Below are 22,290 nucleotides of genomic sequence, written 5' to 3'. Positions count from 1 at the left end.
CTCAAGCGCCCAAGCGCCGGCAGCGCTGTGCAGGCTGCCGGCGCTTGGGCGTTTGATTGGCGTGCAATTAATGCTGCACTAGAAGGCGCCGGGTAACGTGGGCCGCGCCGGCTTGCAAGCGCAGAATGTAAACGCCACCGGCTAGGTTGTTGACATCCAGTTGCAGGGTTGTGCCGGTTGCCGGGAGGAGGTCTTCTTGCTGGCGAACTACTTGGCCGAGACTGTTGAGAAGCGTGGCGTGCACCCGCGGCGCACCTTTTACGGCCGGTACCCATACCTTAACCTGCTCGCCGGCCGGGTTGGGATACACGGCTACGTTGCCCGTTGGCGACCAGGGGGCGGTGGTGCCCATGGGATGGGGCTGGCTAAAGCGCAGCTCGAAGCGGTCCGCAATAGGGTTGAGCACGTCTAAAGCCAGTAGCTTGACGCTGAACGCCGAGTCGCGCAGCGACACCATCCGCTCAGTTGCCCGGTCGTATATATACGGGCACAACGACTGGGGCAAGCTATTGAGCAGGTCTTGGTCGGGGGCCAGGATGTAGCGGCCGGGGGCATTGACCCGGAGCGTGAGAGGGAAAATGGCCGCGGCCATCCGACTAACGCCCTTAACCGACAGTTCCTGCCCGATGTTGTTGGCAATGCTCAACACCACGTTGCCCCGGGCTTGTAAGTTGTTGGCTTCGGCATCGTATTCGGGATTGAACACCGATTGAGCAACAGGCGCCGGGGAGGCCGCGGAATCGCTGTATACGGTCACCCAGCTGAAGTTTACGTTGGATTCCTCGGTAGCGGCCGTCGAGCTTAGCCCCTTGCAGCCCAAGGCGTTGCACCCGTTGCCGTCTCTAAGGCGAGCCGTTACGCCAAACTCTTCCCTGGCTCGGGCTACCCGGTTGAAATTCACTTGGGTGGCGTAATCCACTACCCGCTGCGAGTTGCGGAACGTGAGCTTGCCGCTCTCATTGCCTTTTTTCACCCGCACAAAGAACGCCTGCCCCGCCGCGATAATAGGGCTAGCCGTGCCCGCCCCGTTCACGTAGCTGCGGTAGTAGCCCTTGCCCGGGCCGGTGCTCTCGTACACGTAAATGGCGGCTTCCAAGCCCGCGCGGTCGGCGGGCAGCACCTTGTTCCAGTCGAGCGGGGAAGGGTAGGGGTTGCTAACCAAGTGCCAGCCGGCGTAATAAGCAAAAGTGCTGTTGTTGCGCGCCAGCGTTAAGGTGGTGTCGCCGTTGTTGAGGGTGCCCGTAAAATGCACGGTGGTGGCCGCCGGAATAGCCGCCGCGTAGCCGCGCCCTTTGGTTAGCCGGGTGGTAGCGGCAATGGGCTGCGGGGAAAAGCCGTAGGTGATCAGGGGCAAGGTGTCACGCTGGGTGGCCGACCGGTTTTGGTCGTAATCATATACCGCGGCTCCCGCCAAAACCCCGGCCGTGGCGCCGCGCACCGGCGAACCGTAGTAGCGGAAGCCGGTGGCGCGGTTTATAACCGGGTTGATGTAGCGCTGCATGGTGGCTTGCCCGACCACCGTGCCCGTGCCGCTGTTCACCACCAACGCGGTGCCGCTAGCGTCGGATTGCAAGGTCAGGGCGTGGTTGTTTAGGTGCAGGTTGCCGGCCCCGGCCAAGGTTAAAGTTTGGGCGATGAGAACGGGACCGGTGAGTTCGAGAGCAACGGGGTTGCTCGTCGTTAGGGCCCGTACCCGGCTGGGCAAACCAGTGCCCGTCACTTGCCGGTGCGGGCCGGTATAGCTGTACGTGGCATCGGTAGAAAAGGAGCGCGTGGCGGTTTGCACCGCCCCGCTGGGCCCGCTGCTGGCAATGCCTTCCGCATGGCTGGTGCTAAGCGTCGCGCCGGCTGCTAACGCAAAGCTGCCCGCGCCCAAAACGAGACTGGTGCCGGTATGCAGCGTGGCGCCTTCCTGCACGCTCAGCTGACCGGTGATTGTGGCGTTGCCGCTTAGCGTTAGCACGCCCGGCTTTGCCACCGTGATGCTGTGGTAGGTGCCGGCTGGCAGCGACCGGGTATCCGTGACCAGCAAATCGCTGGCGCCCATGTTGGGCACCACAAAATCATCGGCGCTCGTGACCGTGTCGGTGGGGGTGAGCAGCGTCAGCCGCCCGGTGGTCGCGCCAGCGGGCACTAGTACCTGGAGTTGCCGCGGGGCAGCGCTCGTGACGGGCATTGGCGTACCAACGCCCGGGAAACGCACCGCCACTGGCACATTCAACGGGAAGCCCGTGCCGCTCAGCGTAACGGTGGTGCCGGTGGTTCCGGTTTGGGGCGAGAAGCTGGTGACAACGGGCAGCACCCGAAAGCTAACGGTGTTTCCGTTGGGGGCGCCGCACAAGTCCACAAGCGTTAAAGGGCCGGTGGCGGCACTGTCGGGCACGGTAACCCGAAGCTGCGTGGGCGAGAGCAAAACGAAGGCTGCCGTGCAGGTTCGCAGGTTCTCGCTTCTGAAAAGGACGCGCTTTATGCCTTGCAGGTTGGTGCCGTTGAGCGTAATGGTGGTGCCGGCGCCGCCAAAGGCAGGAGTCGGGCTGGCGCTGGCCAGGCCCGGGGGAGGGTTCACTTTCACTATATCCGAAGCTACCTCGGTGCCGTTTACCGTCACCTTGGCATAGTAGTCCCCGGGGCTGGTCACGGTAAGCGTATTGCCCGCGCCGGCAACCGGCGCGTTGTCTTTCCACCAGGAAGTGGTGCTCGTGCCGGGCAGGGCGGTGGCGTTGGTATTGAGGAGGCCATCGGTTTCCAGGCGGGCAATGTGGTTGCGCGGGGCCCGGTTGTAAGTTGAAAAGTTGCCGCCGGCCAGGATTTTGCCGTCGGGCTGCAAGGCTACGTCGTACACCCCGAGGGCGTAATTGCCGAGGCTTTTACCGGTATTAAAGCCCGAACCCATGCGGAAGGTAACATCCCGGCTGCCGTCGGGGTTGAGGCGGGCCATGCGCTTGGTTGAGTCGCCCTTGGAAGCAGTGAAGGTGCCGCCCACCAGCACTTTGCCATCCGGCTGCACGGCTATGTCATACACCTCATCGTCAAAGCCGGCGTCGAAAGTCGAGTCCAGGCTGCCGTCGGGGTTGAGGCGGGCAATGCGGTTGCGCGGACTGCCGTTAAAAGAAGTGAAGGTGCCGCCGACCAGCACCTTGCCGTCCGCCGGCTGCGTCGTAAGGGCGTATACCGCCGCGTCAATACCGGTTTTAAAGCTGGAGTCGAAGCTGCCGTCGGTATTCAGGCGGGCTACGCGCTTGCTGGCGTTGCCGTTATAAGAGTCGAAAAAGCCCCCCACCAGCACCTTGCCGTCGGGCTGCAAGGCCACGGCTCTTACGCCGTTGTTGAAGCCCGTACCAATGTTGAATGTCGGATCCAGGCTGCCGTCGGCGTTCAGGCGGACGATGCTGTTGGGAGTGGGCGAAGTACCATTGTTGCTGCTGAAGAAGCCCCCTAGCAGCACTTTGCCGTCGGGCTGCAAGGCCAGGCTTAGCACGCCGCCGTTACCTATTCGGGTACCCGCGTCAAAGCTTGGGTCCAGACTGCCGTTGGCGTTGAGGCGCGCAATGCGGTTGCGCCTTGTGCCATTATAGGAAGTGAAAAAGCCCCCCACCAGCACCTTGCCATCGGGCTGCAAGGCCAGGCTGATTACCCCGTCAACGAAGCCGGTGCCAGTTTGAAAGGTAGGGTCTAGGCTGCCGTCGGTGTTGAGGCGGACGATGCGGTTGTGCCGAACCCCGTTGTAAGTGGCAAAGTAGCCCCCCGCCAGCACTTTGCCGTCGGGTTGCACGAGCAGGGCTCTGACCCCCTCGTTGCTGTCGTTGAAGCCCGTGCCAACGTTGAACGGGGGGTACACCGCCGTGGCAGTCAACGTTAGAGGCGGCCCGGAGCACAGATTCAGGGGCCCTACCGGCGTTACGCGCACCGTGAAGGGCGTCGAACTTTGCGCCTGCGCATAAGTAGGAAGTAACCCTAACAGCAACCAGAAAAGTCCTAGGCAGCTTCCGAATACGTTTTTGCGCCAGTTTAGAGTACTAAACAGTAGAAGGTGGCTCATAAGCTTTGCAACTAAATTACGCAGAAATGCACCGCTCTGGCTAGGAGAATAATGCAATTATTCCTGCTAGGTTCAACCAATCACGCCCAACACAGATAAGGGTAGTAAGTTAAGAATAGTAAATACATGATTCTTGATTTTATCGAGAAATTAGTCAAGTTATTCCTGAAATAGTTAATTATTTCAAGCAATGCCGGCCTGGATTTCCTTGAAAGAGAAATTGGGGATGTTGTAAAGGTTGCAGCCAGCGCAGCTTGGGGGCTTGGTGGCAAGTTGGTAAGTGCTTGTTCGGCGCTGCCTCGCCCCCGGCGTGTACCGCCTGCGGATAGGGGACGAGGCGGAATTGGCACTCGACCCGGCCGGCCAGCAACTTATAGTAGCGTTGTCGCTGCCGACCCCAGCCACCACGACAAGTTGCAAACCCACCTTGCGGGGCACCTTTATTAGTAGAAAATCTTGCTGCCGGTGCCGCGTTGCGTACTGCTGCTCGTAAAGTAACTTCTAGGCCGCGTGCAAGACAGCCCTTACGTTGCCAACCGCCCCCTTAAAACCACCCACCCGCATTCCAACGCGGCTCAACTGAACCAGCTTCTTCTACTAGGCTACGGTCCGAGTTTCTACTTCCTGGTTTGCAGCTCTATGACGCTCACCGAGTAAGGCTCGAGAGTCCTGGTGAACTGCGGCGCCACCCGCTTGATTTTCGAGGTAATTGGAACAATCTTTTTAGGCTCCGCAATAGTGTTGGTGTCCTCGGGCTTGGCGCCCTTGAGCGTCACCAGCGTTGCAGTCGACGCCACGTTCGTGACGCCCTTCAAATGGATGGCAACGGGCTGTTTTTTCGCCGTGGTGTTAACGACTTTCAGGTAGACGGCCCCCGTTTTTTCGTCCTGGGTGGCGGCATAAAATAGGGTCGGAATAGGCTTCGGAGTGGTACCGGCCGCGCTGTCTTGCTTGGTAAGGGGGCGGGTGTGGGTCGGGATGTTGGCCCCCGTCGTGGGCACGATTTGGGTGCCCAGGTACTGGCTAAACATTTTCTGTACGTAGTACGAGGGCGAACCGTAGCTGGTCAGCGCATCGTACCCAATCAAGTCTGAATCCCACTGCCAGGCTTTTTTGGCGGTGGCAGTGGCCGTACTGACGTTAACAAACAAGGGGGCGTAACACGACATGACGACTAGGTCGGCATTGCGCTCCATGCCCGTCATCCAGGCGGCGTCGCCGAGGGCGGCATTCAAGTTGGTGGTGGGTACGCCCTCGCGCGTGGCCCATTCGCCCACAAATATCTTGGGCCCGTTGCGGTCGTAGCTGTCGTACTGCGACGCATTTTGCCACATCTCCCAGGCGCTGCGGTAGTAGTGCTCATCGAGCACCTCCGGCTTTTTTCCGCTGGTTACTTTTTGCTTGGGAAACTGCGCATCGGCTATCGTGGAAATGCAATGCAGCTGCGGGTATTTCGCTTCGATAGTTTCCCGGAACTGCGTAAAGCGGCCATCGTAGCTGTTGCTGCGGTCAAACCAGTCTTCGTTGCCAATCTCCACGTAGGTAAGCTTGAACGGCGCCGGATGCCCGTCGGCGGCGCGCTTGGCGCCCCAGTAGGTGCTGGCGTCGCCCATCACGTATTCGATTTCGTTGAGCGCGTCTTCCACATGGGGCTTAAGCAGCGGCCCCGCGTCGATATGATCCCCGTTCAAAGAGTAACCGGCGAATACACCCAAGACGGGTTCGGCCTTGATTTCCTCGCACCACATTAAAAACTCGAGCAGCCCCATGCCATCCGATGCGCGGTAGCCCCAGGAGCCGCGGTGGCCCGGCCGGCTTTCCAACGGCCCCAGGGTTGTTTTCCACGGAAAGGCATCCGTGAGCAAGGGGCCTTCCAGGTAGTTGCCGCCCGGAAAGCGCAGGAACTTGGGCTTCAGGTCCACCATCATTTTCATCAGGTCCGGCCGGTTGCCATTCGGCCGGTTGTTGTAGGTGGGCGGAAAAAGCGAAACCAAGTTGAAGTAATAGAGGCCCGTGCGGTCGGTGGAAATTACAAACCGGGCATCTTTGGTGGGCTTCACCGTTGCCCCGGTGGTCAGGGTTAAGTTAAATTTTTTCCAAAGGATACTTTTTTCAAGGTTGACGGTTCCGGAGGCGTACACTGTTTTGCCGTCACTGCTCTCGAGGCTTACCTTGATGGGGCCCGCGGTGTTGTTTCCCACCACTGGCTCGGCCGGCGGGGTGGGCTGCCCCGGGCGGGGCCGGGGCGGCGGAATACTGCCCGTGCCTTTGAGGTAGAACGAGGCCTGGTAGGTGGTAGCGGGCTGAATGGGGATGCCCCAGTAGCCTTCGTTGGCGACGCCTACTCGGCCATCAACTTTTTCAACCGTGAGGCGCAAGCAAGTGGTGAGGGCCTCGTTGATGGCGTGCCGGCGTTCGGCAAACGGAACGTTGTCCTGCGTGGGGGCCATGAGCTTGATAGCCGCTTTCGAGCCGGTATTATCCTGTACCAGACTCCAGCCTTCGGGCGTGGTAGGATTGTCTTTGAAGATGCGGTTGCTGATAAGCTCGGCATACAAGCCGCCATCGTAGGAATGATTGATTTCCTCGGTCATCAACCCATAGAGCATGGAACTAACCGGGGTTCCCGGTTTAGTTAAGTCCAAGGTTAACTCGGGCGTTTGGGCGTTGGCCCGAATTCCAGCAAAACCTATTAGTCCTACTACCCCAATGCCCATTGTCAGCACTATCCTTGCGAGAGTATACTTTGTCATGTGATGGTTTTAGTTAAGAATTAAAGGCTTTGCTGGGGTCCGGTAAGAAAGAAACTGCGCATCTGCGCGTTTCTCCTGCCGCGGCGGCGAGCCGCCTACCTTACCGTGAGTGCTTAGTCGAGGAGCACCCCGATGTAGGCGTTGAAGGTGTCGACCTCAAGGTTGTCTTTGGTGAGGCCCGCGATGCCGAGGGGTTTGAAGCTGGTAGTGGGCGTTACGAAGCGGTACTCGCCGCCTTTCTGGCGCACCCGCACGGGCATGGTAAAACCCGGCACGTCGGCTACCCACCGCCCCAGGGCCTCACCTTTCTCGAAACGCACTTCCAGGGTCGGGATGTTGGGGTAATGCAGGTACTGCTCGTACATTTTGGTGAAATCCTGGCCGCTTTGCTGGTTGATATAGTTGATGACCTGGGTGCCAGTGACAGTTTGGTGGTAGAAGGTTTGGTTGAGGCCCCGCAAAATCTGCCGCCATTTTTCGTCGTCGTTGATTAGGGTGCGGGTCATGTTCAGCAGGTTGCCCCCCTTGGGGTACATGTCGCCGGAGCCCTTGTTGTTTAAATTGAACACGCCCACGATGGGGGCGTCGTTGGCGATGCCCAGGCGAGTGCCGTGCACGTATTCCTGGCCGGCCGGCTTGCCAAACAAGCTTTCCACAAACAAGCTTTCCGAGTAGTTGGTGAAGCTCTCGTGCACCCACATGTCGGCCAGGTCCTGGCTGGTGATGTTGTTGCCGAACCACTCGTGGCCGCTTTCGTGGATGATGATAAAATCCCACTTCAAGCCCCAGCCCGTACCCGATAAGTCGCGGCCCCGGTAGCCGTTGTTGAAACTGTTGCCGTAAGCCACGGCGCTCTGGTGCTCCATGCCCAGGTGCGGCGACTCCACTAGCTTGTAGCCGTCTTCGTAGAAGGGATACGGCCCAAACCAGTGTTCCATGCTCTTGAGCATGGGCTTTACGTTAACCGAGAACTGCTTTTTCGCCTGGTCTACGTTTTCGGGCAACACCCAGTAATCCAGCGTTAGCCGACCTTTTTCACCTTGGTAGGAGTCGCTGAAGTGCTGGAAGTCGCCCACGTTCAGGGCCACGCAGTAGTTGTTGATGGGGTTGGCAACAAACCAGTCAAAGCGCGTGGCCCCGCCCTTGAGTTTAACCGTTTTGCGCAGGCGGCCGTTGGATACGTCTTTGAGGCCCTTGGGCACCGTCACGCTGATCAGCATGCTGTCCACCTCGTCGGCTTGGTGGTCTTTGGTGGGCCACCAGATGCTGGCCCCCACGCCTTGGCAGGCCGAGGCCACCCACGGTTGGCCTTGCTGGTCGTGGGCGTACACCAGGCCGCCATCCCAGGGCGCCCGCTTGGCCTCGGTAGGGCTGCCCGAGTAGTGCACCGTAAATTCGTCCTGGGTGCCCTGCTTGACAGGCTGCGCAAACGTAACGAACACGGCATTCGCCTCGCGGGTAAACGGCAGCGGCTTGCCTTGGTAGAGCACCTTGTCGACGGTCAGGTTGGCGAAAAGGTCGAACTGCAAGCAAGTGAAATCCTGAGTGGCCGTGAAGCGAAACAGGTTGGAGCCACTGATAAACTTGCGGGCCGGGTCGAGCTGTACGTCGAGGTGGTAGTAGTGCAAGTCGTAGCAGGTGCGCAGGGACGTGAGGGCGCCGCGCAGCGTATCGGCCCGGGTGAAAGCAACGGGGGCGGGAGTTTGGGCTTGCGCTCGACCTAGCAAGCCGGCGCCGACCAGCACGAGAAAAGCTTTTTTCAGGGCCATACCAGAGAGTCGTTCAAAGGTGGGGTAGTACTTGCAACCAAGCTACAACCTACTGCTGCACGTTGCGGATGCCGTAGACCGGGCCGGCGCTGTTGTTGGGTTTGGCTTGGAAGCTTACTTTCACTTGCTGCTTGCCCTTGGTTAAGGCAATCGGAATCGGGTAGGAGATGTCGTAGAAGCGGCTCTCTTTGTACTGGTTGAGGTCTTCGGTGGCAATCTTCTCGCCCTCAACCAGCACGTCGAACACGCGGCCGCGGTTGTCCATGCCCCAGTACGTGAGTTGCAGCGTGTTTACTTTGCTGGGCGCTACTTGTAGGCTGAAGCTCATGTTGCCGCCCTCGTTGACCATGCGCCATTTGCGGCCGTGTTCCTCGCCGGTTTCGGCTTTGTCGGTGATGGTGAAGTTGTGGTCGCGCTCGGGCTGCATTTCTCCTACGCGCAGCACGTCCACCGTCTGGGCTTCCAGTTCCTGCTGCTTTTGGCGGGCCGCCTCGTAGACGCGCTGCTGGGCCGCCCACTGGTCGGGCGTGAAAACGTCCCAGTACACGGTGTAGTACTCGTTGCCGGTCTGGTTGAAGGGAATCAGCGGCACGTCGTGCGGCACTGCCAAGTTTGCGGTCTGGAAGCGCAGCTGCTTGGCATCCACAACTTTCACCCAGTCGTTGACGCGGCTGTTGGCCGTTACCAGGACCGGCACGCCAGTAACTGGCTCGGGCTCGGTGTTGCCGAGCACCCCGGCCAGCAGCGTGGGGCCGTAGAACACTGCCCGTCGGTTGGGGTTGTCGGGCAATGCTTCGGTGTAGAAGGCGACGGGCAAAGTCAGCTCCACCCGATCCTGATTTTTCCATCTGCGGTCGAGCACGAGGTAGCCTTCCACATCGGGGGGTACTGCCACCACTTTGCCGTTCACGCGCACCTGCGGATTCTTGGTCCAGCGGGGGCGGCGCAGGCGCAGTTTAAAGGCGCGGGGCTTGGCGGCCGTCACCGTAAACGTTACCTGCTCGCTGGCGGGCAGCTGGCTTTGCTGGTGCAGGATTACGCCCTGCTGCTGCCAGTTTAGCTCCGAGGGGAGGTACAGATTAACGTAGAGGCTGCCGTCCGCGCCCTGGCAATAGATGTTTTCGGCGTACTTGACGTGGTTTTCCATGCCCGAGCCCACGCAGCAGGTGAACGTGTTGAATTCGTCGCCGTAGGTTTTGCGACCACCCATGCGCAGGGGCACGAAGTACGTGGTCATGCCGGTTTCGTGGTGCTGCGAGGCTAGAATATGGTTGTAGAGCCCTTTTTCGTAGTAGTCCATCAACGTTGCCGAGGGGTGCTGGGCAAACAGATGCTGCGTGAGCTTCAGCATGTTGTAGGTGTTGCAAGTCTCGGTGGTGTTTTCGCTGAGCTTGTCGTTGAGCTTGCGGGGCTCGCCTAAGTACTCGTAGTTGCTGTTGCCGCCGGTGGCATAGGAGTGGTTTTCGGTTACGGTTTGCCAGAAAAACTCGGCAATAGCGGCGTCCTTTTTATCGCCGGTTAGTTCGTAGCGGCGGGCGCTGGCAATGGCCTTCGGGATTTGGGTGTTGGAATGCTTGCCGGGCAGAATATCGGTGCGGGCCGCCAGCGGATCGAGGATGCGCTTGTCATAGAAGCGGTACGACAGGTCGAGGTACTTCTTGTCGCCGCTCAGGGCGTAGGTGTTGGCCAGGGTTTCGGCCATTCCCCCGTACTCGCACACCAGCATCTGCTGCATCTTGGCCTCGTCGAGGCTCTTGATGGTGTTGCCAGTCCAGTCGGCCAGGCCCTGGTTGACGGCCAGGGCCGTTTTATTGTCGCAGTACAAGTAGGCATCGAGCAAGCCCGCCATGATCTTGTGCACCGTGTACCAGGGCGACCAGGCCCCGTTTAAATCAAAGCCGCGCGAGCGGATGTTGCCGCTACCTACTTCCGCCCACAGCTGGTCTTCCTTGGGAATGGCTCCTACGTAGCCGGTTTTGCGGGCCTTCTGGCACTCTGCGAGTTGGTTTACCAAGTAGTCGACGCGCTGCTTGAACTCGGGGTTGCCGGTGGAGGCATAAGCCAGCGCGCAAGCCGACAGGTAGTGGCCTAGCGTGTGCCCCGCCAGCCCCGACGATTCCCAGCCGCCGTAGCGTTTCGCTTTGGCCGTTAAGCCGCTGTGTTCCCGGAAATCGGCCAGTAGCCGGTCGGGCTCGATCTTGAGCAGGTACTTGGTATCGGCCTGCTCGGCTACCTTGAACGGGCTGTCGAGCAGTTTCACCTGGGCGAGGTTGAAGGCATAAGCTTTCACCGGTACCCGGGGCTGCACCTTCATGCGCGTGTCGTTGGGGGTCGGCAAGTAGGTTTGGGCTTGCGCTACTGAGCTGCCTAAAGCTCCAATCAGTACCGGCAACCACCAAACGCGTGTCGAGAATAAGGTCATAGGTAAAGGGCAAGGGGCAGGACAAGGAAAAGCAAGCAGAAGTAGCGGTATAGGGCAAGCCGGGGTGCACCAGCTCCAAGGTCACTGTTGTACCGGTTTTTGATGATCTCTTGAAATTGTAAGCACAATCTCTTGTACAAAAAACTCTAGCAGGGTTCGCGCCTGTAAGGCTGAGTTGATTACTTAATCGATTGTGTAAAAGAATCAATATAGCCTTTCATCGTCGAATCCGCTCGCCGTTGTAAAAAGATCTAGCTGCCTACCCAGCGCCTTAACCCCGAGGATATTGGGGAAGTAGCACGGGGTGCGCGCTAGGGGGAGAGCAAGTGGAAGTCTTCGGGCAGGCGCACAGTAAAGGTGGAGCCCACCCCGGGGACGCTTTCCACTTCCAAGCTGCCGCCGCGCTGGTAGACTAGCGTTTGAATCATGTGCAGCCCGAGGCCGCTGCCTTCGCCCTCGGGCGTGAGGCGCGTAAAGGGCTGAAACAGACGAGTCCGGTCGCGGGCCAGATCGATTCCGCGGCCGTTGTCGGTCACGGTGAGCACCACCATGGTCTCGTGCCGCCGGGTGCGCACCTCGACCACGGGCGCCCGCTCCACGGCCCGGTACTTAAGAGCGTTCTGCACCAGGTTTTTCAGGATGCTTTCCAGATAACCAGCCGGGTAGCGGATGGTCGGGGCGAGATGGAAATCGGTGATCAGAGTACCGTGCTGCTGGTCAAGCAAGTCGGCCACTTCGGCCTGCACGCGGGCGTATATGGTGGCCCAGGCCACGGCCTGCGCGGGGGCAGTAATTTCCCCGTGCTGGGTGTGGAGCACGTCGAGCAGCCCCTGTACGGTGCCGGTAAGCCGGTGCACCTCCTGGTCAAGCAAGGTAACCACATGGTCCCGCGTTACGCCAGGCGCTTCTTCGTGGTAGAGAGTTAACAGGCCGCGTAGATTGTTGGCGGGGCTCTTGAGGTCGTGCGCCACGATGTGCACAAAAGAATCCAACGAGGCGTTTGTTTGCCGCAGGGCCTGATTGAGGCGCTGGGCCTCGTGCGTGTCGGCAGCCCGGGCCAGGGCCCGACCGGCGTAATCGGCCACTAGCGAAAAAAAGTCGCGGTAGGCTTGGTCTAAGGGACGGCGCGCACTGAGGCCGGCCACCAGCACGGCGGCCGAGTCGCCCGCCGCACCGGGCCGCAATGGCATCAACAAAGCTTGGGTGGGCGGGGTAGGCCAGTCGCCCGCGGGCCAGGGCCCAAACCGATCTTCCAGCGAGTCCACTAGCACGGGCTGCTCCTGTTGCAGGGCCGGGAGCAAGGGCCAGTCCTTGGTATCGGCGGCGAGCCCCGTCAAATCAATAACCGCCGGGGCCGTGGGCTCGCCCGCAGGCAAGCCAAACCAGGCCCGCAGTTCCGCGTGCGGAGCCGCCGCGGCGCGGGTGTAGAGTAGCGCAAACGGAATGTCGGCGGCGTTGGTGGCCAGGGCCGCAATCAGGTGTTGGGCCGCTTCGGCGGGCAGGGCCGCCAGCGCGGTTTGCGCAGTTAGCTGATTGAGTAAGGCCAGCCGGCGCTGCTGCAGCACGGTGGCCGTCGTTTCCAGGGCCGTCACGAAGATGCCGCCTACTTGGCCGGCTTCGTTGTAGATCGGGCTGTGGGAGAACGTGAAGTACGCTTCCTCTACCAAGCCCCGCCGGTTGGGTAACACCAGCTGATCTTCGAAGTAAGTGGTTTTGCCCGTTAGCACCGGCTCGAAGATGTCGAGTAGAAACGGCCACATCTCTCGCCACCAGGGCTCGGCCGGCTGGCCCAGCGCGCCGGGGTGCTTGGCTTGCAGAATAGTTGCGTAGCCGTCGTTATAAAAATGCACCAGGTGCGGGCCCCAGTGCACCATCATCGGAAAGCGGGAGCCCAGCATGATGCTTACGGCCGTGCGCAAGCTTTGCGGCCAGCCGTGCACGGGCCCGAGCAAGGTCTTCGACCATTCTAACTGGCGTATGCGCTTCCCCATCTCGCCCCCACCCGGAAAAAGTTGCGTTAGTAACTCGGTTTCGGAAAGCGACTCATCCGCAGCTGGAGAAGGGAGCATAACGATTAAGTGGCAAGAGTACAAATAACCGTTAACGGCTGCAGAAGACTTTTAACCGCAGACGCCTTACAAGAAGTGTGGAGGCGGGAGGGGAATTCAACTACTGACGCGCTAAGCTAGCCTTTTGTGCGTTGCGGGGCAACTACCTGTTTGCTCGAGTAGCCGGGTGTATGCAAGGTAGCCGGCTGCTGTCTGGTAAGGTCCCCAGCGTTGGAAACTAAACTGTCCCTTATGGAGGAGAGCTTTTTGTGGCTAGCAACTCAGCGCTACGCAATTGCTTTTCGTATACGAGTGCGTACGTCACTTAACTTGGTTTACCATGCACAACGACCCGACCGCCAACAACACCCAATTAGTACGCCACGAGTTGCGGTTCACGCCAGAGGCCGACCCCGAGCAACTCGTGGCCGCCCGCGAATTGCTAACCGAGCAAGGATTCTTGGTTGATCATCTGGCCCCCGGAGAAGCGGTTGTGGCGTCGACCCACGGTACGGATCCGGACTGGGGGCCGCTCAAAGATGCTTTTCAACGCCTCGGGTGCCCTATTACTTACGTCACCACGGCCGAGTAAACCCCGGGCAATCTTTACGAGAGTTTGGGGTTGATAGGCAGAAGTTAGTAGTTGGGTTGGTTGCTTTGCTCTTTTCTTTCCTCTCGCCATTTACGGGCGTACTCCTGATCGAACAGCACCAGCATCGTAGCGGCATCCCCCGGATCCGTGACCGGAAAATCCTGCCAGATAGTGTGCCACTTGTCAACGCCGTGTTCAGCGGTGTCGGGGTAGGTAGCAACCAAACGAACCACGTCCGTGGCCATATCGGTGGCGGGGTTTTCTTTTGTTGTGTAAACCATCCAAACCGTTCCATCCTCGAAATCGAACTGCTTGAGGTGGTTGTCGTCGTGCGGGCTCCACAGCAACTTTGCAAGCTGCTCTTCTCGGTTTATCTGCTCTTGTTCTGTCATAGGCGGCAAGAAACAACATTCTGCTTATCAACACCTCGATGGCCTTGTCGTTCCCGTTAGTTCCAAGGCCCTGAACTGAGTAAGTGGCACCCTGTGCCGGCGTGCCATGGGTTGCCATGAGAACGTGCTGCCGAGTTAGCTTCACTTGCTCGGCAACACGTTCTGTGAAACTAAGCGCCTTTACTTAGCGGCCGGATACCAGTTGCGCAAACGAACGTCGATTTTCGAGTTGGTCGCATTCACAGTTTTCTTGAAGCTGTCCACGTCGCTCAGCCCATTCTGACCCCGGTAGTGGTAGGGGTACACAATCCCCGGCTTAAAGGCCAACACGGCCTGTGCGGCCTGCTGCACGTCCATCGTGTAAGGTAGGTTCATACACACGAATGCCACGTCGATATTTTGCAGGGCGCGCATTTCATTGATGTCTTCCGTGTCACCCGATACGTAGATGTTTTTGCCGCCGAGGTTTAGCACGTAGCCGTTGCCCCGGCCTTTAGGATGCATGGCATCGGCTGCTTCGGGCAGGTTGTACATGGGAACGGCGGAGATGCCCAGGCCGAGCGTGTCGAGGCGCTGGCCGTTGCCAAGCAAACGAACTCGCCCTTTATACTCAGCCGGCAGCTGATCTGCCACCGCTTGGGGTACCACTAGCAGGGCCTTGCCAACGGCAAGGCCCGCGAGCGTTTTCGGGTCCAGGTGGTCACCGTGAATATCGGTGATTAGAACTACATCGGGCGCGGCCAGTCCGGCATAAGCCGAGGCCCCACCGTACGGATCAACATAAATGGTTCTACCATTCCAGGTAAACACGACGCTGCCGTGCGTAATAGGCTGTACCGTTAGGGGGCCTTTTTTAGTTGTAACTCGATCAGCAGTGGCGCGGACTGCGGCAGTAGGAACTGCAGTTTGTGCTAGCGCCGGCATTGTCGAAGCAATAAAAGCGGCTGTCAAGAGGATAATAGCTTTCATGAGCAAGGCTATCTGAGGAGTAAGATTTTGTACCGAGAATCTGCAATGATACGACCTTACAGACCTGAGCGTTATCGGCAGTAGAACTAAAGGGCGATTGATGGACGCAAATTCTAGTGTGCAGGATATTAAAAGTTAACTTAAAATTTAGTATAAAAACTGGTTAAGGACTGTCAGGATAGGAAGCTAAGCCTAATGATATACACTTTAGTCTAAAAAGGCACAAATAGATTAAGATTATTTACTTTTATTACTTTTTTATGCTTCTGCGTGTACGCCACAGTAAAATGATTTTGCCCGGCTAAGTGCAAAATGCTGATCAAAGATTTTATTGCTTTAAAATTTAAGGACAACAACTTTATCTTGCTTGCGTCGATTTCTGCAGCAAGGCATTGCATCAGCTGCCTGTTTACACGTTTATTTTTCCAGCTTAATAGCATGAGTTTAACATCAGACAAAATAGCACTCGTTGAGAAGCTACCAGATTCGCGGACTGCCCACTTGCAGCCTGTCATTGACTTTCTAAAGGCCCTTGGCAACGAGCCTGCTAACGGGGACGAATTTGTTTTCAACCGCGACGGCTACGGCGAGTATTTATTTCGTCAGCCACTGCCCGTAGCTCAGCTGCGAGAGCAGTTTACGTTTCCGTCTACGATTACGCTAACGGGTACTGCCGTGGAAGACACTCGTAATTTTGTGGCTATAAATCAGGCCTCGGTACCAGGGCCACCACTTATTTTTCAGCTGTAAGCGTGGCCTCGTTGATCCCCCCCGTTAACACGCCCGCCTGGACGGCTTTTCTCGACCAAGGCACCAACTTCTACCCTGGCGTAGATCAGTGGCTTCACCCCAAGCATGATTTGCCCGCGGGCACGCTACTAGTGCAATTCGACTTTCGACCCGAGGCTGACATCAGGCAAGGAGAAGCAACTGTGTCCGCCTATTTCACTGATGCAGCCACGCTGCTCAAGCATTTAACCCCTACCCAGGAAGTAAAAGCCCGCGATTTGGCGGAGGCCCTGCAAGTTAAACCTTATCGGCAGGCAGATATCGGCGAGCATTTATACAGTCCGCGCGTCGCCGTATACCGAGTACTTCGTCCAATCAAGGCAGCCAGCGTTATCGTGGCCCAGCCCGCCGAGTACGGCCAAGGTCTAACTCGCAATAACATACAATACGGGGCCGGAGTAGGAACGCAGTTCTTTTTAACCCAGGCCAAGGACTCCCTGCTAAAAGGAGTTGACGCCCCGTTAGCCTTGGTTGATGTAATGCCGTGCATAGAGCGGGAACACCGCTTGGCGTGGTTGCAAAGATTAGAACGTAGCCAAGTCGATAATAAAGCAATTGAAGCTGCTATCAAGCCTCTCTTTCAAAACCAGGTAAACGAGTTGTTGCGCGGCACGAGCGGTGAGCGTAAACACGGACGCGAGATTGCCAAACTCTATTTAGAAAACCAGCAGCAAAGAACGTTAGCGCCTGCTACCCCTACAACTCAACTACCCACCCCCAGGGCTATGGAAACCAATCAAAGCTCAATCTTACCACTTAAGCGGCGGGGGCCGCGCTTATAAAACACAAGTAATGGTAAACATGCTATCTAATGTTTTCGATTACAATGAAAATGCCAGGTTAAGTACATTAAATAGTCATATTGTTAACTCACCTATAGGATACAAAGATACTTAAACATAATGTATCAACGCATCAATGTATTTTAGATATATACAATCCTTGATACATATTATCTTTGATACACAGAAACGTAGCTGCTTTGATACGCAGATTATTTAACATGGTATTGTTGAACCTAAATAGTGTAACCGTACGAGCTGATTATTTATGAGGATAGAAGTTGCAGTAATAGGAAACCACAACCAACCTTCTGTACTGCGCAAGCTTAGCTACCAGGTTAAAACCAGGAGTTATTGAGCGGCCTGGTACAAGCAATCGAGAAGGCCTTGCCGAGGTTTGTCACCGGTTAGCTCCCAAAACATAATACCGCCAAGCTGCTTGTCTAGCACATATTTCGTTTTCAAACGAATAGATTGCTCGTCGTCGAAGGAAGCAAACTCCTGGCGGCGCAAGCTGTAGGCATAAGGCGCCCGGGCCGTAGCGTCCCAGTAGGAAACAAACCCCCGACCCGCCGACAGACTGTCTTTGAAATCTTTGTAGTTAAAGGTTTGCTTGAATTTACCGACTTGGTAGAGCCCCTTGTTGGCGGCCGGCACCCCGCTAAATACCCGGGCGTAAAACGCCGCGCCAATTACGATCTTGCCCGGCGCCACGCCCACCGAATCCAGAAAACGCACCCCCTGGTCCACCGAGAAACTTTGCTGCGGGGTGGAATACAAGGGCGTGTGGTGCCCGGTGCTGGTACTGTAGCCGTTAACTAAGTCGTAGCTCATTAAGTTGACGCGGTTGACCAGCGGCATGACAAGTGGCCACTCCACGGCGTGCTGCAAGTAATCGGGGAAGCCGCCGGCAGCAAAACTGATTTCATAGTTGTTGCCGAGCGTGGTGCGCAAAGTCTGCACCAGCAGCGTGAAATTGTGGCGGTCTTCCGGCGCAAAACGGTGCCCCGGCGGTCCGGCAACGGCGGGGTACTCCCAATCCAAGTCGATGCCGTCGGTGTGGGTAGCGGTGAGCACCTGCTTAACCGAAGTTGCAAACTCGTTGCGGCCCTGGGCGGTAGCGAATACCATCGAGCAGGTTTCGCAGCCGCTCCAGCCACCGAGCGAGAGCATCACTTTCAACTGCGGGTGCTGTTTTTTGAGGGCAACCAGCGCGGCCACCGTGGCTTGATCACGCGGACTATCGAAGGCGAAAGCTGTGCCTTTCAAGTGCAGAAAGCTGTAGATAATGTGGGTGAGCTTCTCGGTTGGATATTGCTGAAAACCGGTGGCATCGCCGGCGTAGTAGGCAATAATGGCCGGGCGGGGCTTAGCGGCAACTGAGGGCTCGCTGGCAGGTAAATCAGTGGGGCAGGCAACCGCGACCAGCAGTAGCGCCAGGTACAGAATATTTCGCATCGAGGGGGCCACAAGAAAGAACGTTCAACCTAGCCTAATGTAGGAAGCTTACAGCAGGAACTGAAAACCTTTGCAAGAAGAGTTGAAAAGCGCCTCAACCCCGCCGCGGTTTACAACCGCCTAGTGAGGGCTTTACTAGTAGTATAGTCTGGCAGCGGACAATCATTCCTACTAAAGCGGAATGCCTCCGAGGCCAACACAGCAGAGTTTACCAGTACCAAGGCTTCGCGCTTTACGAGCAACAATCCGACGCGCCAGCGGTTGTTCGGGCTTTACTGCCACCATTCGTATGAAAGCTTACCAACTACACGGGCCAAAGAGCTTAAATAATTTCAAGCTCGGCGACTACGACGAGCCTGTCGTGCGCGACAACGAAGTGAAGATTCAAGTGAAGGCCGTTTCCTTGAACTATCGCGACTGGGCACTAGCCAACGGTTGGTTCGGCTATCCCGGGGAAAAGCTGCCCTTTATTCCCTTCAGCGACGCGGCCGGAATTGTAACGGAAGTGGGAGCCAGCGTAACCAAGCTGCAACCCGGGGACCGAGTAGCCGTCAACTTCTTTCCCGACTGGCACGATGGAACGTTCTCGGCTGCTAAAACAGCCCGCTCCTTAGGGGGCAGTACCGACGGCGTTTTGGCCGAGTTCGTAGCTTTCCCCGCAGAGGCCGTTGTGAAAATACCCGCCTCCTTTTCCTTTGAAGAAGCAGCGGCTTTTCCGTGCGCGGGTGTTACGGCCTGGCACGCGCTGGTTGTGGAAGGCCGGCTGCAACCCACCGATACCGTACTGCTGCAAGGCACGGGCGGCGTCTCCATCTTCGGCCTGCAAATTGCCAAGCTGCTAGGCGCCCAAACGATTATCACGTCCAGCTCGGATGAAAAGCTTGCGCAAGCCCAAGCCCTCGGGGCCGACTGCCTAATCAACTACAAGCACACCCCAAACTGGGAAGAAAAAGTCCGGGAGCTAACCCACGGTGAGGGAGCAACTCACGTAGTGGAAGTTGCCGGGCAGTTGGCGCGCTCCATTAAAGCGCTGAAAGCAGGCGGCAGCATCTTTCAGATTGGGGCGGTGGGTGGCCCCAACGAGGAAACTCCCAACCTGGCCATGCTCCCAATTAACACGCAGCGCCTGCAAGGCATCTACGTGGGGAGCGCGCAGATGCTCAGCGACTTGTTCCACGCTTTTGACCGTAACCACCTTAAGCCTGTCATCGGGGAAACCTTCCGCTTCGATCAAGTAAAGGAGGCCCTTAACTACATGGGCAATGGTTCGCACTTCGGTAAAATCGTGGTGCAGGTAGGATAGCGAACCCCTGGTTACAAGAATTCACAAACCGCCAGTTGCAAAATAACAGTTCCGAATTGAGTGCTGAGAATCCACTTTGGTGCTAAGTACAAAATTATTCTTTGTACTTAGCACCAAAGTGGATTAGCACAAAAATTAAACTTAACTCTGCAACTAGCGATTACCTTTTAGTGATTACTCTAAATATGAGGCAGCGATTATAGCCTTACTTGCAGGTTTTCAATGAGTTGTTCGCAGCAGTATGTTCTTGCTGTTTTGCTGTTTTACTTACGGCGAAAGGTATTACTGCAATCAGAACAACTCTAGCTTAGCTGAAACCGAAATTACCCTCGATAAGTAAAGCTTATCGAGGGTAATTTATTTAAGCCATTTGCCAGTCTACAATGGCTGGTATTCCGCCCGCAAAGCAAATTGCACAGCAGCAGGTGCTCAAGCTAAAATAGCCTCAGTTGCTGCGGACTCACTGGCCGCTAAAAAAACACGCCGGCTTCGGGCCTGCCACCTTATTCAAGGACTTATGCTTTATTCTCGGCATTGCGAAACACAAATAGCTCCGGGTTACAATTGCAAGTTTTGGGTAGCAGACAGAGCCCAGCGCGAAATACCGAACGCCGATATTCCACTCACGTACGAGCGGCTGATAGCACCTGCTACAAAAAAGACGTTACCAGGGGCAGTCGAATGGATTTAGGCCCTGCAGCAATCTACGTAAGGTAGCGCAGTGTTACGATGAATACTCATCTTAAAGACCGGTCTGCTTCCGGATGCGGCTAAGGGTTTCGCGCGACACCCCCAAGTAAGAGGCTATCATGTGCAAGGGTATGCGCTGGTAGAAATCGGGGAAAGCTCTCACAAACTCCTGATAACGTTCTTCGGCGCTGTAACTGATGGCTGTATAGAGCCGGTTGACTTGCGCATCCACGTAGTGGCCGGCTAGTTGATTCTCTAGGGCGTGGAAGGCGGGTACTTCTCTTTTCACCAACTCGAAGTTTTCTTTTGACCACAGCAGCACGCGGGTGTCTTCCAGGGCCTCGATGGTCCCTTGGGCCGGCAGGCCGATCCGAAAGCTTTCGGGGTCGGTAATCCACCAATTCTCGATTGCAAAGCGCAGAATGTGCTCCTGCGCCGCCTCGTCGGTGCGGTAAAGACGCAGGGAGCCACTAACAACAAAGGCCATATAGCGGCACACATCGCCTTTCCGCAGTAGATATTCGCGCCGCTTCAACTTTCTAGTTATGGCCCGCGCTTCTAACTGCTCTAACTCGGCATCGGTGAAAGCGGCTTTCGAAGTTAGGTAGTTCCGGAACGGTTCAACCATGACGAGGCACGTTGTTTTAAGTGAGCTGCTTGCCTTAGCTGAACAGCCGCCTTGCAGGACGGGAAAGCTAGGCCAAGCAAATACGGTTTTATCTAACTAAGTAAACCACTCCGTCAGAGCTAGGGTTTGGCGCTCCGCAGTAGAGTAAATACAACAGCGCGTAACAAGCCTTACTGCAACCCTGGCAACTTGTTTTAAGTCCGAGACATGGCCTGTTCGCTGGAATACAAGGGTTGACGGCACCGGAGGCTATTGTAGCAATGACCAGGCAGTCCGGGAAGTGTTGAATTCGGTGATAAATGTCCTCGTTTCGCCCCCGGGTCCATCCCCAATTTTGCGAAACCAAACGGCATAGTCCAGCGCCCTGTGTTCCAGGCGCTGGCAATGATAGACTCTGCTTAGCCTCCAGGGTCTTTGAGCGCCGAACAGGCAAATTTTCAACTTCTCGAATTAATTAAAAAATGAGCAAATTAAACAATAAGGTCGCCATCGTTACCGGCGCTTCTAAAGGAATAGGAGCGGCTATCGCCACCTATTTTGCTGCCGAAGGAGCCAAGGTGGTGGTGAACTATGCCACCAGCAAGGATGGGGCCGACCGGGTGGTGAAAGCTATTACTGCTACCGGCGGCTCGGCTATTGCAGTGCAGGCCGATGTAGCCAACGAAGCCGATGTCAACCGCCTGTTTGCCGAAACCAACGCGGCGTTCGGCCCCGTGCATATTCTGGTTAACAACGCGGGTATCTACCAGTACGCCCCAGTAGAGGAAGTTTCCATCGCCGCGTTTCATCAGCATTTCAATATCAACGTATTGGGCTCGTTGCTCGCCATTCAGGCGGCCGTAAAACAGTTCGGGACCGCGGGCGGCACCATCCTCAACATCAGTTCCGAAGCCGCTCGGACGCCGCTGCCCACCGGGTCGGTGTACTCGGCCTCCAAAGCCGCGTTGGACGCTATGACCACGGCCTTGTCGAAAGAGTTTAGCGGCCGCAACATCCGCATCAACTCTATCTTACCAGGCGTAGTGGAAACCGAGGGCTCGCGCAGTGCTGGTTTTATCGGCAGCGAGGCAGAAACCAGATTAGTGGCAACAACGCCCCTGGGCCGGACGGGCCAGCCCGAAGATATTGCCAAAGTGGCCGTTTTTCTGGCCTCGGACGATGCAGCCTGGATTACGGGCGAAAAACTGTCGGTTTCCGGCGGGATTTACGGGCTGTAGGCAAGCAGAGCAGCAGTTTCAGTACCGAGGTAGCATAGCGTTGTGGCAAGCCAAGCTCGTTCACTAAGGTATCTTCTTGCTTAGCTTCTTCCAGCCAGGCCTCGTGACATTGCTCATCCGTTGCTAGGTGTTCAGCAAGAGCACCTCGGCCAGAGTATATATCCATACGATCCGCAGCACTCTTGGCCTTGATAAACATCAAGGTCAAGAGTGCTTTTTCAATTAAATAAGATCAGGTTATCCCGAATAACACTTGCGAGGGTGCCCTACGCTAAACCAAGTCACTTCATCTTTAGCCTTCTTCGTTGGCTGCTTTTAGTATCTCTGCTAACATCCTACAACAAGATGCTAACGGCCAGTACAGGCGCGGCAACAGAGAATTTAAATTTGTACCCACCTCCGTCACCTCGAGAAAAGTTGACTTGAATGGCCCCTTACA

The 22,290-nt window shown here is 56.9% G+C and carries 14 protein-coding genes; 5 read left to right on the top strand and 9 right to left on the bottom strand.

Annotation, left to right across the window (positions count from 1 at the left end; translation table 11 throughout):
- Positions 1–67: 67 nt before the first annotated feature.
- From P1X16_RS22445 to P1X16_RS22425, 5 genes are all read right to left on the bottom strand, one after another.
- Positions 68–4,039: a T9SS type A sorting domain-containing protein gene (locus P1X16_RS22445; RefSeq protein WP_277233984.1), complete on the bottom strand. Its 3,972-nt coding sequence runs from the start codon at positions 4,037–4,039 to the stop codon at positions 68–70.
- Positions 4,040–4,656: 617 nt separating this feature from the next.
- On the bottom strand, positions 4,657–6,792 hold the full coding sequence (locus P1X16_RS22440; protein WP_277233983.1) for an alpha-L-arabinofuranosidase C-terminal domain-containing protein: 2,136 nt from the start codon (positions 6,790–6,792) through the stop codon (positions 4,657–4,659).
- Between the two features lie 113 nt (positions 6,793–6,905).
- A complete protein-coding gene (locus P1X16_RS22435; protein WP_277233981.1) occupies positions 6,906–8,561 on the bottom strand; it encodes a M1 family metallopeptidase in 1,656 nt (551 codons plus the stop codon).
- 49 nt (positions 8,562–8,610) lie between these two features.
- A complete protein-coding gene (locus P1X16_RS22430; protein ID WP_277233979.1) occupies positions 8,611–10,983 on the bottom strand; it encodes a glycoside hydrolase family 127 protein in 2,373 nt (790 codons plus the stop codon).
- A gap of 311 nt (positions 10,984–11,294) precedes the next feature.
- Positions 11,295–13,052 (bottom strand): GAF domain-containing sensor histidine kinase, encoded by a 1,758-nt coding sequence (locus tag P1X16_RS22425; RefSeq protein ID WP_277233977.1) that lies wholly within the window; start codon positions 13,050–13,052, stop codon positions 11,295–11,297.
- Between the two features lie 319 nt (positions 13,053–13,371).
- On the opposite strand from P1X16_RS22425, the gene P1X16_RS22420 reads away from it, so the two are divergent.
- Positions 13,372–13,623 (top strand): hypothetical protein, encoded by a 252-nt coding sequence (locus tag P1X16_RS22420; protein ID WP_277233975.1) that lies wholly within the window; start codon positions 13,372–13,374, stop codon positions 13,621–13,623.
- Between the two features lie 44 nt (positions 13,624–13,667).
- Here P1X16_RS22420 and P1X16_RS22415 read toward each other — a convergent pair whose 3' ends face one another.
- Both P1X16_RS22415 and P1X16_RS22410 read right to left on the bottom strand, forming a co-directional pair.
- Positions 13,668–14,015, bottom strand: a complete 348-nt coding sequence (locus P1X16_RS22415; RefSeq protein ID WP_277233973.1) for a hypothetical protein — start codon at positions 14,013–14,015, stop codon at positions 13,668–13,670.
- Positions 14,016–14,195: 180 nt separating this feature from the next.
- Entirely contained in the window at positions 14,196–14,984 is a 789-nt protein-coding gene (locus P1X16_RS22410) for an MBL fold metallo-hydrolase (protein WP_277233972.1), read from the bottom strand.
- A 438-nt stretch (positions 14,985–15,422) separates the two neighbouring features.
- On the opposite strand from P1X16_RS22410, the gene P1X16_RS22405 reads away from it, so the two are divergent.
- Positions 15,423–15,734, top strand: coding sequence for a hypothetical protein (locus tag P1X16_RS22405; protein ID WP_277233970.1), 312 nt, complete (start codon positions 15,423–15,425; stop codon positions 15,732–15,734).
- A gap of 2 nt (positions 15,735–15,736) precedes the next feature.
- Positions 15,737–16,555: a hypothetical protein gene (locus P1X16_RS22400; RefSeq protein ID WP_277233968.1), complete on the top strand. Its 819-nt coding sequence runs from the start codon at positions 15,737–15,739 to the stop codon at positions 16,553–16,555.
- A 351-nt stretch (positions 16,556–16,906) separates the two neighbouring features.
- On the opposite strand, the gene P1X16_RS22395 is transcribed toward P1X16_RS22400, so the two are convergent.
- A complete protein-coding gene (locus P1X16_RS22395; protein WP_277233966.1) occupies positions 16,907–18,013 on the bottom strand; it encodes a glycoside hydrolase family 18 protein in 1,107 nt (368 codons plus the stop codon).
- A 289-nt stretch (positions 18,014–18,302) separates the two neighbouring features.
- Between P1X16_RS22395 and P1X16_RS22390 the strand changes: the two genes are divergently transcribed.
- A complete protein-coding gene (locus P1X16_RS22390) occupies positions 18,303–19,316 on the top strand; it encodes an NAD(P)-dependent alcohol dehydrogenase (RefSeq protein ID WP_277233964.1) in 1,014 nt (337 codons plus the stop codon).
- A 742-nt stretch (positions 19,317–20,058) separates the two neighbouring features.
- On the opposite strand, the gene P1X16_RS22385 is transcribed toward P1X16_RS22390, so the two are convergent.
- On the bottom strand, positions 20,059–20,634 hold the full coding sequence (locus P1X16_RS22385) for a Crp/Fnr family transcriptional regulator (RefSeq protein WP_277233962.1): 576 nt from the start codon (positions 20,632–20,634) through the stop codon (positions 20,059–20,061).
- Between the two features lie 461 nt (positions 20,635–21,095).
- On the opposite strand from P1X16_RS22385, the gene P1X16_RS22380 reads away from it, so the two are divergent.
- On the top strand, positions 21,096–21,851 hold the full coding sequence (locus tag P1X16_RS22380) for a glucose 1-dehydrogenase (protein WP_277233960.1): 756 nt from the start codon (positions 21,096–21,098) through the stop codon (positions 21,849–21,851).
- Positions 21,852–22,290 lie beyond the last annotated feature (439 nt).

The sequence above is a fragment of the Hymenobacter sp. YC55 genome (assembly GCF_029433095.1).
In the GTDB taxonomy this organism is placed as follows: Bacteria; Bacteroidota; Bacteroidia; order Cytophagales; family Hymenobacteraceae; genus Hymenobacter.
Note: the sequence above shows the minus strand (reverse complement) of the source record. Positions and strands in the feature narration are given on the sequence as shown.